Below are 18656 nucleotides of genomic sequence, written 5' to 3'. Positions count from 1 at the left end.
GCCGGAGATTCGCCGTGGCCGAGCCCAACAGTCGTGGAAGCAGTGTTCGGGGGCTGGCCCTCTGGGTGGCGTTTAGCCTCGTGCTGGCGTTTGGCGTGGTGCTCTACTTCCGATTTGCCGATCATATCACACCTCTGCTCGACGTGGTAACCGACCGATGACCGTTTCGACCGCCGACGCCTCTCAGATTCTGACCCTCGTCCTTCCCGATGGTGCCACCCGAGAGGTGCCCTACGGGACGCTGCCGAGCGTGGTGGTCGGGTCCATTGGCCCGCGCCTGCTACTGGCGGCGATTGCCGTGGCGGTGGACGGTGAGATTCAGGATTTGCACACCCCGCTCCGAAAGGGGGGCGCCTTTCAGGTGATCACCGATAAGGACCCGCGGGCGCTCGGTGTGCTGCGCCACTCCGGCGCGCATATTCTGGCCACCGCGGTCCGCCGCCTGCGTCCGGACGCCAAGATCGGCTTTGGCCCGGCTATCGACGACGGTTTTTACTACGATTTTGAGGTCTCCAAGCCGTTCACCCCCGAGGACCTCGAAGCCTTTGAGGCGGAGATGGTGAAGGTCACGGCCGAAAAGCTCCCGTTCGTGCGTGCCGAAGTCAGTCAGAGCGAGGCGCGCACAGTCTTTGCCGACGATCCGCTCAAGCTGGAGCGTCTCGAGGACTTTGAAGGGAGCGACGAGATTATTTCCACGTACACCGACGGCCCCTTTGTGGATCTCTGCCGCGGCCCGCACGTGCAAGACACGTCGTATCTCAAGCACTTCAAGCTGCTCTCGGCGGCCGGCGCCTATTGGCGCGGCGACGAAAAACGGCAGATGCTCCAGCGTATTTACGCGACGGCCTTCTTCAAACGCGAAGAGCTCGACGCGCATCTGCACCAGATGGAGGAATCGCGGCGCCGTGACCACCGCGTGGTGGGGCGGCAGCTCGATCTCTTCCATTTCTTTCCGGTGTCGCCAGGCGCGGCCTTCTGGACACCGCGCGGCACCACGCTCTACAACACGCTCCAGCAGTTTGTCGCCGAACGGCAGCGCGAAGAGTTTCTCGAGGTAAAAACGCCGCTGCTGTACACGAAGAAGCTGTGGGAGCAGTCGGGTCACTGGGGGAAGTACAAAGAGAACATGTTCCTCGTGCTCAATAACGAGACCGAAGAGCACGACATGTCGCTCAAACCCATGAACTGCCCGTCGCACCATCTGTTCTATGGTTCGCACAAGCATTCGTACCGCGAGTTGCCGCTGCGCTACGTCACCTTTGACGTGCTGCACCGCAATGAGCTCTCCGGCGCGCTCTCTGGCCTGACGCGCGTGCGGCAGTTTGCGCAGGACGATTGTCACGTGTATCTGCGTGAAGATCAGATTGCCAGCGAGGTGAAGTTCTTGATGGACTTCATTCTTGGCTATTACGACACCTTTGGCCTCACCGCGACGCTCAAATTTGCGACCCGTCCGCCAGAGCGCATTGGATCGGATGAATTGTGGGATCGCGCCGAGGGTGCGTTGCGCGCCGCGCTCGAGAGCACGGGCCGTCCGTATCAGTTGAAGGAAGGGGACGGCGCCTTCTACGGCCCCAAAATTGACTTTGACGTTACCGATTCCATTGGACGTCATTGGCAGTTGGGCACCATTCAGCTCGACTACAACGCGCCAGAGCGCTTTGACCTCGAGTACGTGGGCGAGGACAATGCGTCGCACCGTCCGGTGGTCATTCACCGCGCCGTGAGTGGGTCGTTTGAACGGTTCATCGCCATTCTCATTGAGCACTTTGCCGGTGCGTTCCCGGTGTGGCTCTCGCCCGAGCAGGTGCGCGTGTTGCCGATTGCCGACGACCTCGCCCCGCAGGCGCAGGAGATTGCGCGCAAGATGCGCGACGCGGGCATTCGCGCGTCGTGCGACGACCGTTCGGAGACATTGAACTACCGTATTCGCGACGCCGAAACCATGAAGGTGCCGTATATGGCGGTGCTGGGCCGACGCGAAGCTGAAGGTGGCACGCTCGCGGTGCGCGTGCGCGGCACGGGCAAGAAGCAGGAGATTTTGTCGGTGGATGACTTTATTGCGCGCCTTTCCGAAGAGATTCGCACGCGGGCTCTGACGCCGATGGGGGCGGAGGCCTGATGCGCCGCGCGGTTCGGGTGTTCGGCTGCGTTGGACTCACCGTCCTGTGCTGGTCGTCAGCCGACGCGCAGCGTACGCCGCTCCCGATTGGCGCTCGGTATTCGCCGCCGTCGCACGCGGTGACACTGCCTCGATGGTCCGCGCGCCCGACGTTGGACATGGTGTCGGTGGCTGGTACGCCGCTCTCTGCAACGGCGGCGGCGCCCATCACGCGTCCTGACCTTGAGCCAGGTCGCGTGGTCGGCGAGTTGGTCGTGGGATCGTACGCGGGCATCACGGGATTTTTCCTCGGTCATTATGTTGGGCAAGTCGTCACGGGTTGGGTTGCAGATCCCGAAGACGCGACGCGTAGCCGTATTGCTTTTGTCACTGGAGTCGCCGGCGCGTGGGTTGGTACCACGGCTGGCGTTTTTGCTATTGGCTCCATTGGCAACCAAACCGGATCGCTCGGCACCACCGCCTTTGGGGCGGGGATTGGTGCGGTGGCCGGTGCTGTGCTCGACCGTCTCGTCTTTGCGCCGCGCAGCGGCAACCCCACCGCGGGAGCATCGGCGGTGCGCTGGGCCGAGACAGTTGTGGAGTCGTTTCTTCCATCCATTGGCGCTACCATCGCCTTCAACTCAAGCCGGAAGTACAAATGACAGATACGTCGCGCATCCCCGTCATCATCGCGGGCGCTCGCACGCCCATCGGACGTTTTCTTGGTGGACTCGCGCCGCTCACCGCGCCGGAACTTGGGGCGGTGGCCATTCGCGCCGCGATTGCGCGTGCCGGCATTGATGCGTCGGAGATTGGCGAAGTGATCATGGGCAATGTGTTGCAGGGCGGCGTCGGCCAGGCGCCGGCGCGTCAGGCCGCGATGAAAGCCGGCGTGCCGGGCACGGTCCCCGCGCTCACCATCAACAAGGTGTGTGGTTCCGGGTTGCAGGCGGTGATGCTCGCAGCGCAGGCCATTCGCGCTGGTGATGAACAGCTGCTCGTGGCCGGAGGACAAGAGTCAATGTCCAACTCGCCGCATTATGTGAGCGGGATGCGCAACGGCATCAAGTTCGGCAATCAGTCGATGGCCGACGGTCTCATTCGCGACGGCCTCTGGTGCTCGTTCTATGATCGCCACATGGGCGGACACGCCGAGTATACGGCCAAGAAGGCTGGCATCACGCGGCAGCGGCAGGACGAGTTCGCGTATGCGTCGCACCAAAAGGCGGTCGCGGCGATTGAAGCGGGCAAGTTCGCCGGAGAAATTGCCAAGGTTGAGATCGCGGGCAAAAAGGGCGCGACGGTGATCGACACCGATGAGAGTCCGCGCAAAGACACGTCGGTTGAAGCGCTGGGCAAGCTGAGGCCGGCCTTTGCGAAAGACGCGCCCAAAGATATGAAGCCCGAAGAACTCACCGTGACCGCCGGCAACGCGCCGGGGCTCAACGACGGCGCCGCGGCGCTCGTGATAGCGAGCGAAGCCTACGCGAAGGCGCATGGCCTTCCCATTCTCGCCCGCATCACCGGCTATGCATCGGGTGGCGGCGATCCGCAGGATTTGTTCTTTGCGCCGATTCTCGCCGTGCAGAATATGATGAAGAAGACCGGCATGAAGATCAGCGACTACGATCTCATTGAGGCCAACGAAGCCTTTGCGAGCCAGGCGCTCGCCAATGGCGACGGGCTCGGCTGGGATCCGTCGCGCGTGAATGTGCACGGCGGTGCGATTGCGCTTGGGCACCCGATTGGTTCGAGTGGTGCGCGTATTCTCGTGACGCTGCTGTATGCGTTGCAGGATCGCGGACTGCGCACGGGTTTTGCGACGCTCTGTTTGGGCGGCGGCAACGCGGTGGCGCTCGGCGTCGAGCGCGTCTAACCGCGGTCCGGCACGCCCCGCAACGCGAGCGACCGCATGCGCGCGCTGTTTGAGACCGCCGACGGCGCGCTCCGCGCGCCGTGGCGGATTGTACTCTTCTTTGGCGTCACCTTTGTTGCCGGCGGACTGATTGGCGGGTTGGTGTATCCGCTGGTGGCGCTCACACCGCTTGTGCAGTGGGCGCGCGAGTACCGTGTGCCACTCGATCAACTCGGTGCGCTCCTCGCGTTAGGGGCGGCCAGCTGGTTTTGCCTACGGCTCGACGGCCGCGGCGTACCCGCATGGACGCGCGTTGGGCTCGCGCGCGCCGACTGGAATGTGCGTTCGGCGAGTTACGGCTTCGCCGTTGGTGCGCTGGCCATACTGGTGCCCTGTGCGCTGTTACTGGCGACAGGGCGCTTTTCATTTGAGAACGTGGCGACACCCGAGTCATGGTGGGTGGCCACGCGGTCGGCGTTGTTCATTCTGACGCCCGCGGCATTGGTGGAGGAACTGGCGATGCGCGGCTACCCGTTCACCGCGCTTCGCGAGTCGCTCGGTGCGGGGTGGGCGGTGGCGCTCACGAGCATCGTGTTCGCACTGCTACATCTGTTCAATCCGGCGCCCACGATGATGTCCACCGCGACCGTGGCATTGGCCGGTGTGCTGCTGGCGGCGGTTCGACTGGCCACGGGGAGTCTCGTGGCAGCGTGGACGGCGCACCTCGCCTGGAACCTCATGCAGGCCGCCGCGTTACATGCGCCGGTGAGTGGGCTGCCGCTCGGGACCCCCGGTTACCGGCTCCTCGATCATGGTCCGGTCTGGCTTACCGGCGGGGCATGGGGGCCAGAAGGCGGGCTGGCCGCTGCGGCGGGGATGCTGGTCGCTACTTTTCTATTACTGCGGCGTGGCAACCGAGTTGCTGTGCGCGCAACCGGAGAGGACCTCCTCTCCGCGACAACTGTGGAGAACTGACCAATGAGTGATACGATTGCCGTGATCGGCGCTGGGCAGATGGGGAATGGCATTGCGCACGTCTGCGCGGCGGCCGGCCTCTCCGTGACGATGATCGATGTGTCGGCCGAGGCGCTCGCGCGCGGCAAGGGCACCGTCGAGAAAAACTTGGACCGTCAGGTGAAGAAAGGAACGCTCGACGCCGCAGCCAAGGACGCCACGCTCGCGCGTATTGCGACCAACACCGACCTCGGCGCCGTGGCCGGCGCCTCGTTTGTGATTGAAGCCGCCACCGAAAATCCCGCGCTCAAGTTCAAAATCTTCGCGGACATCGACCGTCTGGCGCCGGCTGGCGCCATTCTGGCGACGAACACGAGCTCCATCTCCATCACGGAGATTGCCGCCAAAACAAAGCGGCCCGCCGATGTGATCGGGATGCACTTTATGAATCCCGTGCCCGTGATGCAGCTCGTGGAGATCATCCGCGGCCTGGCCACGAGTGAGGAGACCGTCACGCGCACATTGTCGCTGGCCACGCTGGTGGGGAAGACGCCGGTGCAGGCCAACGATTACCCCGGCTTCATTGCCAATCGCGTGCTCTTGCCGATGATCAACGAGGCCGTGTACTGCGTGATGGAAGGCGTCGGCACGCCGGAAGCGGTGGACACGGTCATGAAGCTCGGCATGAATCATCCGATGGGGCCGCTCGCACTGGCCGACCTCATTGGGCTCGACACCTGCCTCGCGATTCTCGAGGTGCTGCACGACGGGCTTGGCGACTCCAAGTACCGCGCCTGTCCGTTGCTTCGCAAATACGTCGCGGCCGGCTGGCTGGGACGTAAGTCGGGACGTGGCTTCTACGAGTACAAGTAACCTGCACCCGCTGAACGACTCGCCCCCCGCTTCCGTAATTATCTGTAATGACTGACGCATCACTCACGCCGCTGACCGCTGATCAGGCCGAAATTCAACGCACTGCTCGCGCCTTTGCGCGGGCGGAACTCGCGCCGAAGGCGGCGGAACTCGACAGAGAGTCGCGTTTTGACCCCGCGCTCATTGGTCAGCTCGGGGAACTTGGCTTTCTCGGCATGCTCTTGCCCGAGGAGTACGACGGACTCGGCATGGACAGCCTGACGTATCTCCTCGCTCTTGAGGAGATTGCGGCCGCCGATGCTTCGGCGGCCGTTTTAATGTCGGTGCACAACTCGCTCCCCACGCAGATGTTGCTGCGCTACGGATCCGAAGAGCAGCGCAAGCGTTGGTTGCCGCCGATGGCGCGCGGTGAGATGCTCGGTGCCTTCGCGCTCTCGGAGCCGGATGCCGGTTCCGATGCCGCCGCGTTGCGCACGCAGGCCGTGCGCGACGGTGACCATTGGGTGCTCAATGGCACCAAGGCGTGGGTCACCAATGGCAACTGCGCCGGCGTGATTCTCGCGATGGCGCGCACTGATACCTCGGAGTCGCGCCGCGGTGGGCGCGGGATCTCGGCTTTTATTATTACGCCCGACTTGCCGGGCTTCCACGTGAGCAAGAAAGAGAACAAGCTCGGGCTCCGCTCGTCGCCGACCGTGCAACTCACCTTCGACGACCTCCGCGTGCCAGCGGACCGGCTGCTCGGCGAAGAAGGGATGGGCTTTGTGTACGCGCTGCAATCGCTCGAACACGGACGGATGGGAATTGCGGCGCAGGCGGTGGGCATCGCACAGCGTGCGCTGGATCTTGCGATTCAGTACGCGAGCGAGCGTAAGCAGTTCGGTGCGCCCATTCACGATTTTCAGGGCATTCAGTTCAAGCTGGCCGACATGGCGTGCCGCGTGACCGCGGCGCGCGCGTTGCTTCATGCGGCGGCGATGATGAAAGATCGCGGCGAGAGTCCGGGCGCCTACACGTCTATGGCCAAGCTGATGGCGAGCGAAGCCGCGATGTGGGTGACCACGCAGGCGATTCAAGTATTCGGTGGCTACGGCTACACCAAGGATTACGACGTGGAGCGTTTGTTCCGCGACGCCAAGGTCACTGAGATTTACGAGGGCACGTCAGAAATTCAGCGGATTGTCATTGCGCGGTCGCTTCGGCTACCCGAGTAACACGTTCTTTCCCCCTTTCATTCGAGCTTTCCATGAAGGTGTTTGACACGCTCTCTGAGCTTGGCCACGAACAGGTCGTGCTCTGTCACGACAAGTCCACTGGCTACCGCGGCATTATCGCGATCCACGACACCACGCTTGGCCCCGCGCTCGGCGGCACGCGCTTTTGGAACTACGCGACCGATGACGAAGCCATCACCGATGCGCTCCGCCTTTCGCGTGGCATGACGTACAAGAATGCCGTGGCCGGCCTGAACCTCGGTGGCGGCAAGTCGGTGATCATTGGCGACAATCGCACCGCCAATCGCGAAATGATCTTCCGCGCGCACGGTCGCTTTGTGGAATCGCTCGGTGGCCGCTATGTGACCGCCGAAGATGTGGGCACCGGCACGGCCGACATGGACTACGTGCACATGGAAACAGACTATGTGGCCGGCCTCGCCAACAAGTCCGGTGATCCGTCGCCCGTCACAGCGCGCGGCGTGTTCCGCAGCATTCTCGCGTCGGCGCAGCATCGCTGGGGCTCCACCGATCTCACGGGGAGAACCGTGACGATCCAAGGGTGCGGTAATGTGGGCCGCTACCTCGCCAAGGAACTCACGGCGGTGGGCGCCAAGTTGATTGTGAGCGACATTCGCGCCGACAAAGTGCAGGCGATTGTGGATGACTGCGGCGCCAAGGCCGTGGAAGGCGACGCGATCTTCTCGCAGAAGGCCGACATCTTTGCCCCGTGCGCGCTCGGTGCGATTCTCAACGATGATACGATTCCAAAGCTGAACGTCGAGATCGTCTGCGGCGGCGCCAACAACCAGCTGCTCGAGCCCAAGAAGCATGGCGAAGCGCTGGAAAAGCGCGGCATTCTGTACGGGCCGGACTTTGTGGCCAATGCCGGCGGTGTGATTAACGTGTACTCGGAACTCGCGGGATGGACGCGCGAGCGCGCGCTCCGGAAGGCCGACGAAATCTTCGACACCTTGCTCGGCATCTATCAGATTTCCAAGGAGCAGGGCGTGCTCACGTACGATGCGGCCGACAAACTCGCCGAACGTCGCCTCGCCGCCGTGCGCGGACTCACCAAGACCTGGCCCCAGTGGCCACGGAAGAGCTGATGGCAGAACGAATCCCGATTGCGTCAGACCACGCTGGTTTTGCGCTAAAGGAATCGCTCAAGGCGCGGCTCACCGCGCTTGGTTTTGAGGTGCAGGACCTCGGCACCAGTTCCGAGGCGTCTACGGACTATCCCGACTACGCGCATCCGCTCGCCGAGGAAGTCTCGACGGGCGAGGTGACGCGTGGCGTGCTGATCTGCGGCACGGGGCTGGGTATGTCGTACGCGGCCAATCGTCACGCGCATGTGCGCGCGGCGGTGGCGTGGAACCCCGAAGTGGCAGCACTCGCGCGGCAGCACAACAATGCCAACGTGCTGGTGCTGCCCGCACGTTTTGTAACCGAAGTAGAAGCCGAAGCCATTTTGCAGGCTTGGCTCGACACCCCCTTCGACGGTGGGCGACACGAACGCCGCGTCGAAAAAATTGAACTCGAGGGAGATTCGCAATGAGTGGATGGCCTGCATGGGACCGCGCGGAAACCGGCGCCGCACTGCGCGCGAGTGATCCCGAAATCGCGCAGCTGATTGATGAAGAAGTGCGTCGGCAGACCGACGGCCTCGAGCTCATTGCCAGTGAAAACTTTGTGTCGCCCGCCGTGCTCGAAGCCATGGGGACGGCGCTCACCAACAAGTACGCCGAAGGGTTGCCGGGCAAGCGGTACTATGGTGGCTGCGAAGTGGTGGACAAGGTGGAGCAGCTCGCCATTGACCGCGCCAAGAAACTCTTTGGCGCCGATCATGCCAATGTGCAGCCGCACTCGGGCGCGTCGGCGAACTGGGCGGTGTACCTCGCGTTCTTGAAGCCGGGCGACACGGTGATGGGGCTCGACCTTTCGCAGGGCGGTCACCTCACGCACGGCTCGCCGGTGAACTTCAGCGGCTTGCTCTACAACATTGTGTCGTACGGATTGGACGACAACGGCCTCATTGACTACGACGCGATGCGCGCCAAGGCCCGTGAGCATAAGCCGAAGATGATCATTGCCGGCTATAGCGCCTACTCGCGCGTGGTGAACTTTGCCGCGTTCTCGGAAATCGCCAAGGAAGTTGGCGCGATTCTCCTCGTGGACATGGCGCATTTCGCGGGGCTCGTGGCCACGGGAGTGTATCCGTCGCCGGTGCCGTACGCCGATGTGGTCACCACCACGACGCACAAAACGCTGCGCGGCCCGCGCGGCGGCATGATTCTGTGCAAAGCGGAGCACGCCAAAGCGGTGGACAAAGCCGTGTTTCCTGGCACACAGGGCGGACCGCTCGAACATGTGATTGCGGCGAAGGCCGTCTCGTTCCGTGAAGCATTGGAACCGGCGTTCAAGGAGTATTGCACGCAGATCGTGGCCAACGCCCGCACCCTGGCCGCAGCACTCGCGGCGCGCGGCTATCTGATTGTGAGCGGCGGCACCGACAACCATCTCATGCTCGTGGACCTGCGCTCCAAGAACATCACGGGGAAGGTGGCGGAACTCGCGCTCAACAATGCGGGCATCACCGTCAACAAGAACACAGTGCCGCGCGAGACGCAGTCGCCGTTTATCACCAGCGGCATTCGTATTGGCACGCCGGCGGTGACCACGCGCGGAATGGGCGCGGCGGAAATGGAGCGGATTGCCGGCTTTATTGACCGCGTGCTCACGGCGCCCGAAGACGCCGCAGTGCTCGCGGCCGTGCGCGCCGAGGTCAAAGCGCTGACGGTCGCGTTCCCGCTGTACCCAGGGAAGTAGGCAGGCGGAAGCCCCCCACCCCCGCGGCGGAGACTGGTCGTTTACTAGCCTCCCTGCCGATATTATGAAGGTGCGTCGGGCCCGGTGGGCGGGTGCCGCGCGGGGGTGGCAATGGCTGAACTGGCATTTCGCGATGGCGTGATGGACCGCATTCGGTTGCGCGAGCCTCGGTTTTCCGAGGCCGGCTACCTATTTGTGCTTGCCGCCCTCGAGTTTTGCCAGACGCGGCTCCCGGAGCGTCGCCATCTCACCGGCGCGGAACTCGCCGAGGGATGCCGCGATCTCGCGCTGGAGCGCTACGGACTGCTGGCCCGCATGGTCCTCGCACACTGGGGCGTGACGCGCAGCGCCGACTTTGGCGACATCGTCTTCACGCTCGTGGATCTGGGATTGCTCCTCTCGCAGCCCAACGATTCGCGCGACGATTTTGCAAACGTCTTTGATTTTGCGACGGCGTTCGATCGCGACTATCCGTGGAATCGTCCTTTTACGGCGTAGGATGCACCGCATCATGACCGTGCGCGTTGTTACCGCCGCGGAAGCTGCCGAACTCGACCAGCGCGCTATTGCGGACGGCACGTTGTCGCGTGAACTGATGCGCGCCGCTTCTGCCGCGACGGCGCAGTCCGTGCTTCAACGCTTTGCCGCTGAGGCGGCGCGCGGCGTTGCGATCTACGCAGGTGTGGGCAATAACGGCGGCGATGCCTGGCGTGTAGGCGCACTCCTCGCGCGCTCGGGCCTGCAGGTGCGCGTGCACAGCACGGGCGCCGCGCGATCAGCAGACGCACAGGTGGAGCAGCGCGAGGCGCTCTCGGTGGTGCAGTCGGGCGAACCCGACGGCAGCGAAGGGGTTGTCATCGACGGGCTCCTCGGCACTGGTGCCACGGGCGCGCCGCGCGATGCGGTGGAGCATGCGATTCGGCTCATGCACGAACGGCACCATGCGGCGCGCGTGGTCGCAGTTGATGTGCCAAGCGGCGTGAATGCCACCACCGGCGAGTGCGCGGGGGTGCATGTGCGCGCGCACCTCACCGTTACCTACGGCTCGCTCAAACGCGGGTTGCTGCGCAATCGCGCGGCGGCCGGTGCAATACTCGTGGCGGATATCGGGCTGGGGCGTGTGGCGTCGGGGTGGAGCGATCTCCCCACGCTGGTCGATGCAGACTTTGTGCGCCGAGCGGTGCCACCGATTGTTGCCGATGCGCACAAGGGCACACGGCGCCGCTTGCTCGTAGTGGGCGGTGCGGCGGGAATGGCCGGTGCGTCTATTCTTGCCGCACGCGGTGCCATGCGTTCGGGGATCGGGATGGTGAAGTTGTGCGTGGCGCCGCAGAGTCTCGTGGCGGTGCAGGGTGGCGAGCCTGCTGCAATGGCGGCGCCCTGGCCTACCGACGACGCCGAAGCCGCCGCGCTCGGCGCGTGGGCACACGCGATGCTGATTGGGCCGGGGCTTGGTCGCTCGCCAGAAGCGGGTGCGTTGATTGAGCGTATGCTCGGGGCGTTCGCGGGACCCGTCGTGTTGGATGCCGACGCACTCAATGCCTTTGAGGGGCGTCGCGAGCAGCTCGCCGCGTTCCTCCGTGGGCGCGCGGCGGTGATCACACCGCACGCCGTCGAGTTTGGCCGACTGATGGGGGTGAGCCCTGCGGTGGCTGATGAGGAGCGATTTGATGCCGCTCAGCAGGCAGCTCGTGAGCTGGGATGCACCGTGCTGCTCAAAGGGGTGCCAACGGTGATCGCTAACTCCACGGAGCGATGGGTGAGCGCCTCAGGCACACCCGCCCTCGCCACGGCGGGAAGTGGCGACGTGCTCGGTGGCATGGTGGCCACCCTCCTCGCTCAGACCGGTGACAGCACCACCAGCGCGGCTGCTGGTGCGTGGGCACATGGGCGCGCCGCCGAGATGGCGGGGGCAGGCTGGGGAGTCCGCGGGGTGACGCTCGACGACATCCTGCTCGCGCTCCCCACCGTCTGGCAGCTCTCGGATGTGCCGCTTTCGCCTCCTTGGCTGGCGCAGCTGCAGGCTGTGGTGGAGCACTCGGCGGTCGTGTAGCGGCTGGCGCCTGCCGATACTCGAAGATTGGTGCTCCCCGCGGCGCCGACCCTCGCAGCAGAGGGGCTTCTACGCCGACGCGCTATGGAAGCCGGTGTAGGCGATTAGTTTTGATCACGGAATCCCCCTTCACGAACATGGCGAATATTCACCTCCCGCTCGGGCCAGGCAGCGAGTTCGACACCGTGCGCGCGACACTCGCGCGCTGGGGGTCGGTCGCGCGCGGCACCGGCGACGACGGCGCCGTGCTCGACGTGGGGGAGGGGCGCCAACTCGTGGTCAGCACCGACACGACAGTGGAGAACGTCCACTTCAAGCGCGGATGGTTTTCCAGCAACGAAATCGCCTATCGCGCCGCCGCGTCGGCCATCAGCGATCTCGCGGCGATGGGCGCCGAACCCCTCGGCATGCTGATCTCCATGACGCTGCCCGACCGGTGGCGCGCTGAGAGTATGGCCTTTGCGGACGGCTTTGGCGCGGCGGCTCGCGCCAGTGATATCACCATCATGGGCGGCGACCTTTCCAGTGGGAGCGAGCTGAACTTTTGCGTGACGGTGCTCGGGGCGGCTCTGCCAAACCGAATGCTGAGTCGCGCTGGCGCCATCCCCACGCAGGCGCTCTGGGTGACTGGGGCGCTCGGCGGTCCGCGATTGGCGTTGCAAGCGTTGCAGCGTGGGGTGGTTCCCATACCGTTGCATCGGGACCGATTCGTACGGCCATTGCCGCGCTTGCGCGAGGCGCGGTGGCTCGCCGCGCACGGTGCAACCTCCGCCATCGACATTTCCGACGGCGTGATTGGCGACGCCGCGCACATTGCGGCGGCGAGTCGCGCACGGTTAACGATCGAGCTCGAGTGGCTTCCCGTGATCAGCGGCGCCACCATGGATGATGCCGCGCAAAGCGGTGAAGAGTACGAGTTGCTCGTGTCGGCCACGGATCAGCTCGATGCGGCGGCCTTTGCGAAAGAGTTTGGTGTCCCCATTACGCGCATTGGTGTGGTAGACGTCGAGGACGAGCGTGGCCCAGGGTTGGATGTGCTACGCGGTGGGCGGCGAGTGCCAACGCCGCGTGGCCACGACCACTTTTTGGCCTAATGCGCACGGCCGCTGCGGTATTCGCGCTGATCGTCTCGACGATCTTCTTTGGCACCCTCGTCATTATTGCGTCCTTGCTCGGCGTCAAAGACCGAGACGGATCGATTTATGATTGGGCGCCGCGCTGGTGGGCACGGTGCATTGTCTGGGCGTCGCGCGTGAAGGTCGTGGTGCACGACGTGCCGGGCGCGCGCATTGGGCGCCACGTGTTTGTGGTCAACCACGTCACGCTGTTTGATGTGCTGGCGGTGGCCACCGTGGTGCCACGCGTGAAATTCGTGGCCAAAGCCGAGCTCGCGAACATTCCGCTGTTCAGCCGTGCCATGCGATCGGCGGGGATGGTGTTTATTGAGCGCGCTAATCGAAAGGCGGCGTTCGAGTCGTACCGCAACGTCGCGGGCCGCATTAGCGAAGGGGGCTCCGTGGTGGTCTTTGCGGAGGGCACGCGCGGTACGTCGTACGCGCTCCGACCGCTCAAGAAAGGCCCCTTTGTGCTCGCTATCGACGCCGCGGCCCCGGTCGTGCCCACGGTAGTGTACGGCACCATGCAGGTGCTCACCCGCAACCCGTTCCGGGTGTACGGGGGCACGGTGCACGTCCATTTTCTTGAGCCCGTTCCCACGGCGGGGCTCGATTATGACCAGCGCGACACCATCGCGGCCAAGGTGCACGCGCGGATGGCCGAGGTGCTCCGGTCGGAGTATGGGGTGGAGAGCCCACTCTGGGAGCCACGACGGGCTGTGATCGGCTAGATTTAGCGGTGCGGTGCTGCGTGTTGCACGCGGTGCCGTCGCGTCGGTGGCGCCGCTTCGCCGAATGGTTCGCGTGTTGGTTTGACCTCCGCTCTCACCTCTCCGATCATGTCCGCTATCACCAGCGTTCTCGCCCGCGAAATCCTCGATTCGCGCGGCAATCCGACCATCGAAGTTGACGTCCTCCTCGAAGACGGTGGCGCCGGACGCGCCGCGGTGCCGAGTGGCGCGAGCACCGGCTCGCACGAAGCGCTCGAACTGCGCGACGGCGACCCCAAGCGTTACGGCGGCAAAGGCGTGCGCAAAGCCGTGCGCAATGTCGAAGAAAAAATCGCCCCCGTACTACGCGGGCGCGAAGTGAGCGATCAGCTCGACATCGACCGTGCGCTCATTGAACTCGACGGCACCAAAAACAAATCCAAGCTCGGCGCCAATGCGATGCTTGGCGTGTCGATGGCTGTGGCGCGCGCCGCGGCGGTGGATGCGGGCTTGCCGTTGTATCGCTACCTCGGCGGCCCGCTTTCGCGCACCCTCCCCGTGCCGATGATGAACATCATCAACGGCGGTGCGCACGCCACGAACACGGTGGACCTGCAAGAGTTCATGATTGTGCCCGTGGGCGCCGAATCGTTTGCCGATGGTCTGCGCATGGGCGCCGAAGTGTTTCATGCGCTCAAGAAGGTGTTGGTCAAGCGCGGCTTTGCGACGGGTGTGGGTGACGAAGGCGGCTTTGCCCCCGATCTCAAGAGCGACGAAGACGCGATCAAGGTGATTCTCGAAGCGGTCACCGCGGCGGGCTACGCGCCTGGCACCGATATTTGCCTCGCGCTCGACTGCGCGGCCAGCGAACTCTTTGACAAGGGGAAGTACACCTTCAAGAAGAGCGGCGCCGGCACCAAGAATGCGGAACAGATGATTGAGCTGTATGACAGCTGGATCAAGAAGTATCCGATTGTGTCTATTGAAGACGGTCTGGCGGAAAACGACTGGGCCGGCTGGGCCAAGCTCACCGCTGCGCTCGGTGACCGTGTGCAGCTCGTCGGCGACGATCTCTTTGTGACGAACGGCGAGTTCTTAGGCCGCGGCATTGATGAAGATGTGGCCAACGCCATTCTCATCAAGCTCAATCAGATTGGCACCGTCACCGAGACGCTCGAGACTATTGAGATGGCGCGTCGCAACGGCTATCAGAATATCATCTCGCATCGCAGCGGCGAAACCGAAGACACGTTCATTGCCGATCTCGCGGTGGCGACGAACGCGGGGCAGATCAAAACCGGTTCGGCGAGTCGTACGGACCGCGTGGCCAAGTACAATCAGTTGCTGCGCATTGAGTCGGAGCTTGGCGCGCACGCGGAGTATCCGGGCGGCGCGGTGTACGGCATTGGCGACTAAGAGGGCCGCGGGCGTTGACCGCGCCACGACGATCAAGCGGGCGTTGATCGGCGTGGTGCTGTTAGCGGCGGTTTTCTTTGCGGTGCAGGGGGGCGAGTGGAGCACGCTCGACTTGCTGCGCCAGCGTCAGCGGCTCGCACGGATGGAAAAAACGGTGGATTCGTTGCAGAAAGAAGTGGATTCGCTCAAGGCCTACAAGAAGGCGTTGGAGACGGATCCGGTGTTACAGGAGAAGATTGCCCGCGAGGAGTTTGGGATGGTGCGGGGCAACAAAGAACTGCTCTACCGCTTCACGACGCCGGAGAAACGCGACACAGGGCAGAAGAAGCGTCGCTAACCGTGTTTTGCGTGTGAAACAGGGGCAAAAAGAGCGAAAAACGCTTGACTGCAGGCGTAACCGGACTAGCTTTCGATGTAATGACGCGGGGTGGAGCAGCCTGGTAGCTCGTCGGGCTCATAACCCGAAGGTCGCGGGTTCAAATCCCGCCCCCGCCACTGATATCGACGGCCGGTTCCGAAAGGGGCTGGCCGTCGTTATTTTCCGGAGGCTCGGGGAGAATTCCGAGAGTTTGGCAGGGTAGCTCAGCTGGTTAGAGCACGTCACTCATAATGACGGGGTCGCGGGTTCGAGTCCCGCTCCTGCTACTACGCAACACGAACAACGAAAAGGGCGGGTGTCACCAGATCGGTGACGCCCGCCCCTTTTCGTTTTCCCGGATGTCTTGCTTCCTCTCCTACGGAACGATCGGCGGACTCCAGAATCCTGGTGTGCTCTTGGCGGTGGCGCTCACTTCGCCAGAGAACATCATTGCGTTGAAAATCATACGGAAGCTACCGGTCGGCTGCCCGCGCCATTGCGGCTGAAATCCAAAGAGCACCACGTGGCCCTTGCCCTTCTTGACGTCGAGCGCAGCGGCCTGACTCTGCAGGTACTTGGCGCCGCCGAGGTAGCCAGAGCGGAGCGGGGAAGCAGTGAACTTGGCGATAACGGAGCCGTCGAAACCGTCGAGCGTAGCGAAGACTGGGCTACTGCTCACCACGACGTCCGCTGTTTCCGGCATGCCCGCCATCACCGGATGGAGCGGGTCCACATTCACCTGCATAATCGACACGCCGGTAAAGAACTCAGCGCGCGGCAACCCCGCTACCACGTTGCGCACGGGAAGGCGCAGTGCGGCGATCGCGGCCGTGGCGCCCTGATTCCAAGCGACAATCGTACCGCCGTCCGACACAAAGGCGTCCACGGCTTTGGTGCGTGATTCGCCCGCAAGAATGGCCGTGCTGTCGACGACGCCGCCACCGCGACCTCCGCGACCGCCGCCCGCTCCACCACCGGCACCACCGCGTCCACCACCAGCACCGCCCGCGCCGAACGCCTGTGACGCCATCACAATCACATCAAACTTCGTGGTGAGCTCACCGGCCTGCAGGTCGGCAGGGCCAATGAGTTTGTACGAATAGCCGTGCGTGTCGAGCAACCATTCGGTCCAGCCTTCATCCATGTTGCCCGCCGCCGCCTTGTAGAGCGCGATGCGCTTGGGCGCCAACGCTGATGCCGGTAGCGACGCCACACGCTCCGCGCGCAACGACAGTTCGGCGGCCCATGCATCGGCCTTCGCAGGGGCCACGCCAGTCACAGCCCAGCGTTCAGTGCCGCGGCCGCTGTTGCCGACATAGCGTGCGGTCGCACCGTCCGCGAGGGCCTTGGTGACAAAACGGAAGCTGTTGTTCTGCTTGGGATCGAGCAGGATATGTTCACCGCTGCCCGTGATGGCGCCGCTCGCAGCGACAATGCCAGCCGCGACGGCGTTGGTCGTGAAGGGAAAGTCTGCCGACTTGCCCCACGCTTCGGCGGTGCCTTTGACGGGCTTCATCGCGGAGCGGAACTCCGTGGAGAGCGGCGTCTTGGCTTCGACGACATTGACACCCATCTGGAACGGCAGCGTCCAGCCGGCGGCATCATACGGAAGATCGTCGCCCATGTCGGGATACTTCTGCACTTCAAAGATTTCGCGCACCAGCTCGCCGAACTCTTGGTCCATTGGAACGACCCACGTGCCCTTGGGATAGCTGGTGCCATCCACCGAGGCATCGCGATCGAGTTGGCTGATGCGGACGCCGTGAAAGGCAAAGCGGCGCAGGAGTTCCACCGGTGCCATAGCGTCGCGCTGTTCTTGCGGGACGATGTAGGCGTAGGGTCCGCTCGTGCGGTACTTCTTGATCACGTCGCGCCCGGACTGATAGCGATTGTACAAAATCTCTTCGCGAAACTTTGCCGCAAACTTGAGCGTGGCACGTGAGGCGGTGACCATGTAGTTCACCGCGTCGCGCAGATGCCATTCACCGCCGGCCCACGGACTCAGGTAGAGCGCCTGCGGGCGCAGGTCGCGGTATTCGGTGGGGAACGTCTCGGGACGGCCGATGGGTTTTGGCGTGGCGCAGTTTCCACCCTGCGTCTCGGTCCACCACGACGGGATGTTCTGATACACGGGCATGTAGTCGATGTAGCCCGGGTAGTACGCGTCGAAGGTGGCGAGCATATGTACGCCACCCGGCTGCCCGTGGGCGTCGAGTTCCTGTGCGATGTACGTGCCAATCGAGTTGACGATGCGCGCTGGGATGGCCGGCGCGCGCAAACCCACGGGGTCGGCGAACGGCGGAATCCACATCCGCGTCGGTTCCGGCGACGACTGATGGTGCACGTAAATGATGTTGGGCTCCCACTCGCGCCACACTTTCTGAATCACGCGCGACTCCACGACGTTCATCATGTAGCTGTCGCGGTTGTTATCGTGGCCCACGTACTTCTCGTAGAGCTCCATGGGGCCGGTGTTCTTTCCAGCGTATTGATCGCGGCACCAGTTCACCACAATGTCCTGACCATCCGGATTGATCGATGGCCATAGCACGAAGATCACATTGTCGAGTACCTCGCGGATCTCCGGTTCATTGGCGCGAGAGAGCACATCCCAGGCGAGCAACGGCGTGTGTTGCGATCCGGCAATTTCGGACGCGTGCAATCCGCCGCTGATGTCCACAAACGCGCGCCCTTCGCGAGCGAGCGCATGGGCCGCGCTGTCGGTCAGCCCCTCAGGGTGCGCGAGTCGCTGCGCGATTTGACGGTAGTGATCGAGTTTAGCCAGGTTCTGCGGCGATGAAATGACGGCCATCGTCCACGGCTTGCCGGACGCCGTCTTGCCGACTTCCAGCAGCTTGATCCGATTGCTCGAGGCCGCGAGCCGTCGGAAGTAACCGATCGACTGTTCGTAGTCCACCAGTTGGCTGTCGGCGCCGACGGCGAATCCGAACACCGATTGTGGCGTGGGGATCGCGGAACGGGCGGGCTGGGCGGCAGCAATCCCAGACGCAAAACCGCTCGCGGCGAGCAACGAAATCAGCAGTCGGCCGAGGGCGGCCGAACGGTGTTGCGCCAACATGAGGAACTCCCAGTCGGAGGGCTGGCGCAGAGACTCGGCGTCGCCCGGTGTGGAAATGCTTCTCGCTCTATCGTATGATGCATGCTTCTCCATCCTTTC

The 18656-nt window shown here is 63.7% G+C and carries 17 protein-coding genes and 2 tRNA genes; 18 read left to right on the top strand and 1 reads right to left on the bottom strand.

Going from position 1 to position 18656, the window contains the following annotated elements:
* The first annotated feature begins 14 nt into the window (after positions 1–14).
* From NTZ43_07885 to NTZ43_07800, 18 genes are all read left to right on the top strand, one after another.
* The gene (locus tag NTZ43_07885) at positions 15–161 is read left to right on the top strand and encodes a hypothetical protein (protein ID MCX5767125.1); all 147 of its coding nucleotides are present in this window, start codon (positions 15–17) and stop codon (positions 159–161) included.
* The gene (gene thrS / locus NTZ43_07880) at positions 158–2122 is read left to right on the top strand and encodes a threonine--tRNA ligase (GenBank protein ID MCX5767124.1); all 1965 of its coding nucleotides are present in this window, start codon (positions 158–160) and stop codon (positions 2120–2122) included. The genes NTZ43_07885 and thrS overlap by 4 nt, the downstream gene beginning before the upstream one ends.
* Positions 2122–2763, top strand: a complete 642-nt coding sequence (locus NTZ43_07875) for a hypothetical protein (GenBank protein ID MCX5767123.1) — start codon at positions 2122–2124, stop codon at positions 2761–2763. Before thrS ends, NTZ43_07875 begins: the two co-directional genes overlap by 1 nt.
* Entirely contained in the window at positions 2760–3977 is a 1218-nt protein-coding gene (locus NTZ43_07870; GenBank protein MCX5767122.1) for an acetyl-CoA C-acyltransferase, read from the top strand. The genes NTZ43_07875 and NTZ43_07870 overlap by 4 nt, the downstream gene beginning before the upstream one ends.
* A gap of 36 nt (positions 3978–4013) precedes the next feature.
* Positions 4014–4931 (top strand): CPBP family intramembrane metalloprotease, encoded by a 918-nt coding sequence (locus NTZ43_07865; GenBank protein ID MCX5767121.1) that lies wholly within the window; start codon positions 4014–4016, stop codon positions 4929–4931.
* A gap of 3 nt (positions 4932–4934) precedes the next feature.
* Positions 4935–5783 (top strand): 3-hydroxybutyryl-CoA dehydrogenase, encoded by an 849-nt coding sequence (locus NTZ43_07860; GenBank protein MCX5767120.1) that lies wholly within the window; start codon positions 4935–4937, stop codon positions 5781–5783.
* A 47-nt stretch (positions 5784–5830) separates the two neighbouring features.
* Positions 5831–6997 (top strand): acyl-CoA dehydrogenase family protein, encoded by a 1167-nt coding sequence (locus tag NTZ43_07855; protein MCX5767119.1) that lies wholly within the window; start codon positions 5831–5833, stop codon positions 6995–6997.
* 32 nt (positions 6998–7029) lie between these two features.
* Complete coding sequence (locus tag NTZ43_07850) at positions 7030–8106, top strand: leucine dehydrogenase (GenBank protein ID MCX5767118.1); 1077 nt, start codon at positions 7030–7032, stop codon at positions 8104–8106.
* Positions 8106–8555 carry a ribose 5-phosphate isomerase B gene (gene rpiB, locus NTZ43_07845; protein ID MCX5767117.1) on the top strand — a complete coding sequence of 150 codons (450 nt, stop codon included), beginning with the start codon at positions 8106–8108 and terminating at the stop codon, positions 8553–8555. Before NTZ43_07850 ends, rpiB begins: the two co-directional genes overlap by 1 nt.
* The gene (locus NTZ43_07840) at positions 8552–9826 is read left to right on the top strand and encodes a serine hydroxymethyltransferase (GenBank protein MCX5767116.1); all 1275 of its coding nucleotides are present in this window, start codon (positions 8552–8554) and stop codon (positions 9824–9826) included. The genes rpiB and NTZ43_07840 overlap by 4 nt, the downstream gene beginning before the upstream one ends.
* 111 nt (positions 9827–9937) lie before the next feature.
* Positions 9938–10324 carry a hypothetical protein gene (locus NTZ43_07835; GenBank protein MCX5767115.1) on the top strand — a complete coding sequence of 129 codons (387 nt, stop codon included), beginning with the start codon at positions 9938–9940 and terminating at the stop codon, positions 10322–10324.
* A 13-nt stretch (positions 10325–10337) separates the two neighbouring features.
* Positions 10338–11879, top strand: a complete 1542-nt coding sequence (locus NTZ43_07830; protein MCX5767114.1) for an NAD(P)H-hydrate dehydratase — start codon at positions 10338–10340, stop codon at positions 11877–11879.
* Between the two features lie 137 nt (positions 11880–12016).
* Entirely contained in the window at positions 12017–12973 is a 957-nt protein-coding gene (gene thiL, locus NTZ43_07825) for a thiamine-phosphate kinase (protein MCX5767113.1), read from the top strand.
* Complete coding sequence (locus NTZ43_07820) at positions 12973–13725, top strand: lysophospholipid acyltransferase family protein (protein ID MCX5767112.1); 753 nt, start codon at positions 12973–12975, stop codon at positions 13723–13725. The genes thiL and NTZ43_07820 overlap by 1 nt, the downstream gene beginning before the upstream one ends.
* Positions 13726–13833: 108 nt before the next feature.
* Positions 13834–15120: a phosphopyruvate hydratase gene (eno, locus tag NTZ43_07815; protein ID MCX5767111.1), complete on the top strand. Its 1287-nt coding sequence runs from the start codon at positions 13834–13836 to the stop codon at positions 15118–15120.
* On the top strand, positions 15110–15457 hold the full coding sequence (locus NTZ43_07810; GenBank protein ID MCX5767110.1) for a septum formation initiator family protein: 348 nt from the start codon (positions 15110–15112) through the stop codon (positions 15455–15457). The genes eno and NTZ43_07810 overlap by 11 nt, the downstream gene beginning before the upstream one ends.
* 84 nt (positions 15458–15541) lie before the next feature.
* A tRNA-Met gene (locus NTZ43_07805) sits at positions 15542–15615 on the top strand.
* 76 nt (positions 15616–15691) lie between these two features.
* Positions 15692–15765, top strand: a tRNA-Met gene (locus NTZ43_07800).
* Positions 15766–15854: 89 nt separating this feature from the next.
* On the opposite strand, the gene NTZ43_07795 is transcribed toward NTZ43_07800, so the two are convergent.
* Complete coding sequence (locus NTZ43_07795) at positions 15855–18557, bottom strand: M14 family metallopeptidase (GenBank protein ID MCX5767109.1); 2703 nt, start codon at positions 18555–18557, stop codon at positions 15855–15857.
* Positions 18558–18656 lie beyond the last annotated feature (99 nt).

Source organism: Gemmatimonadota bacterium (assembly GCA_026387915.1).
Lineage (GTDB): Bacteria > Gemmatimonadota > Gemmatimonadetes > Gemmatimonadales > Gemmatimonadaceae > Fen-1231.
The sequence above is the reverse complement of the archived record's forward strand: the minus strand, read 5'-3'. Positions and strand labels throughout refer to the sequence as shown.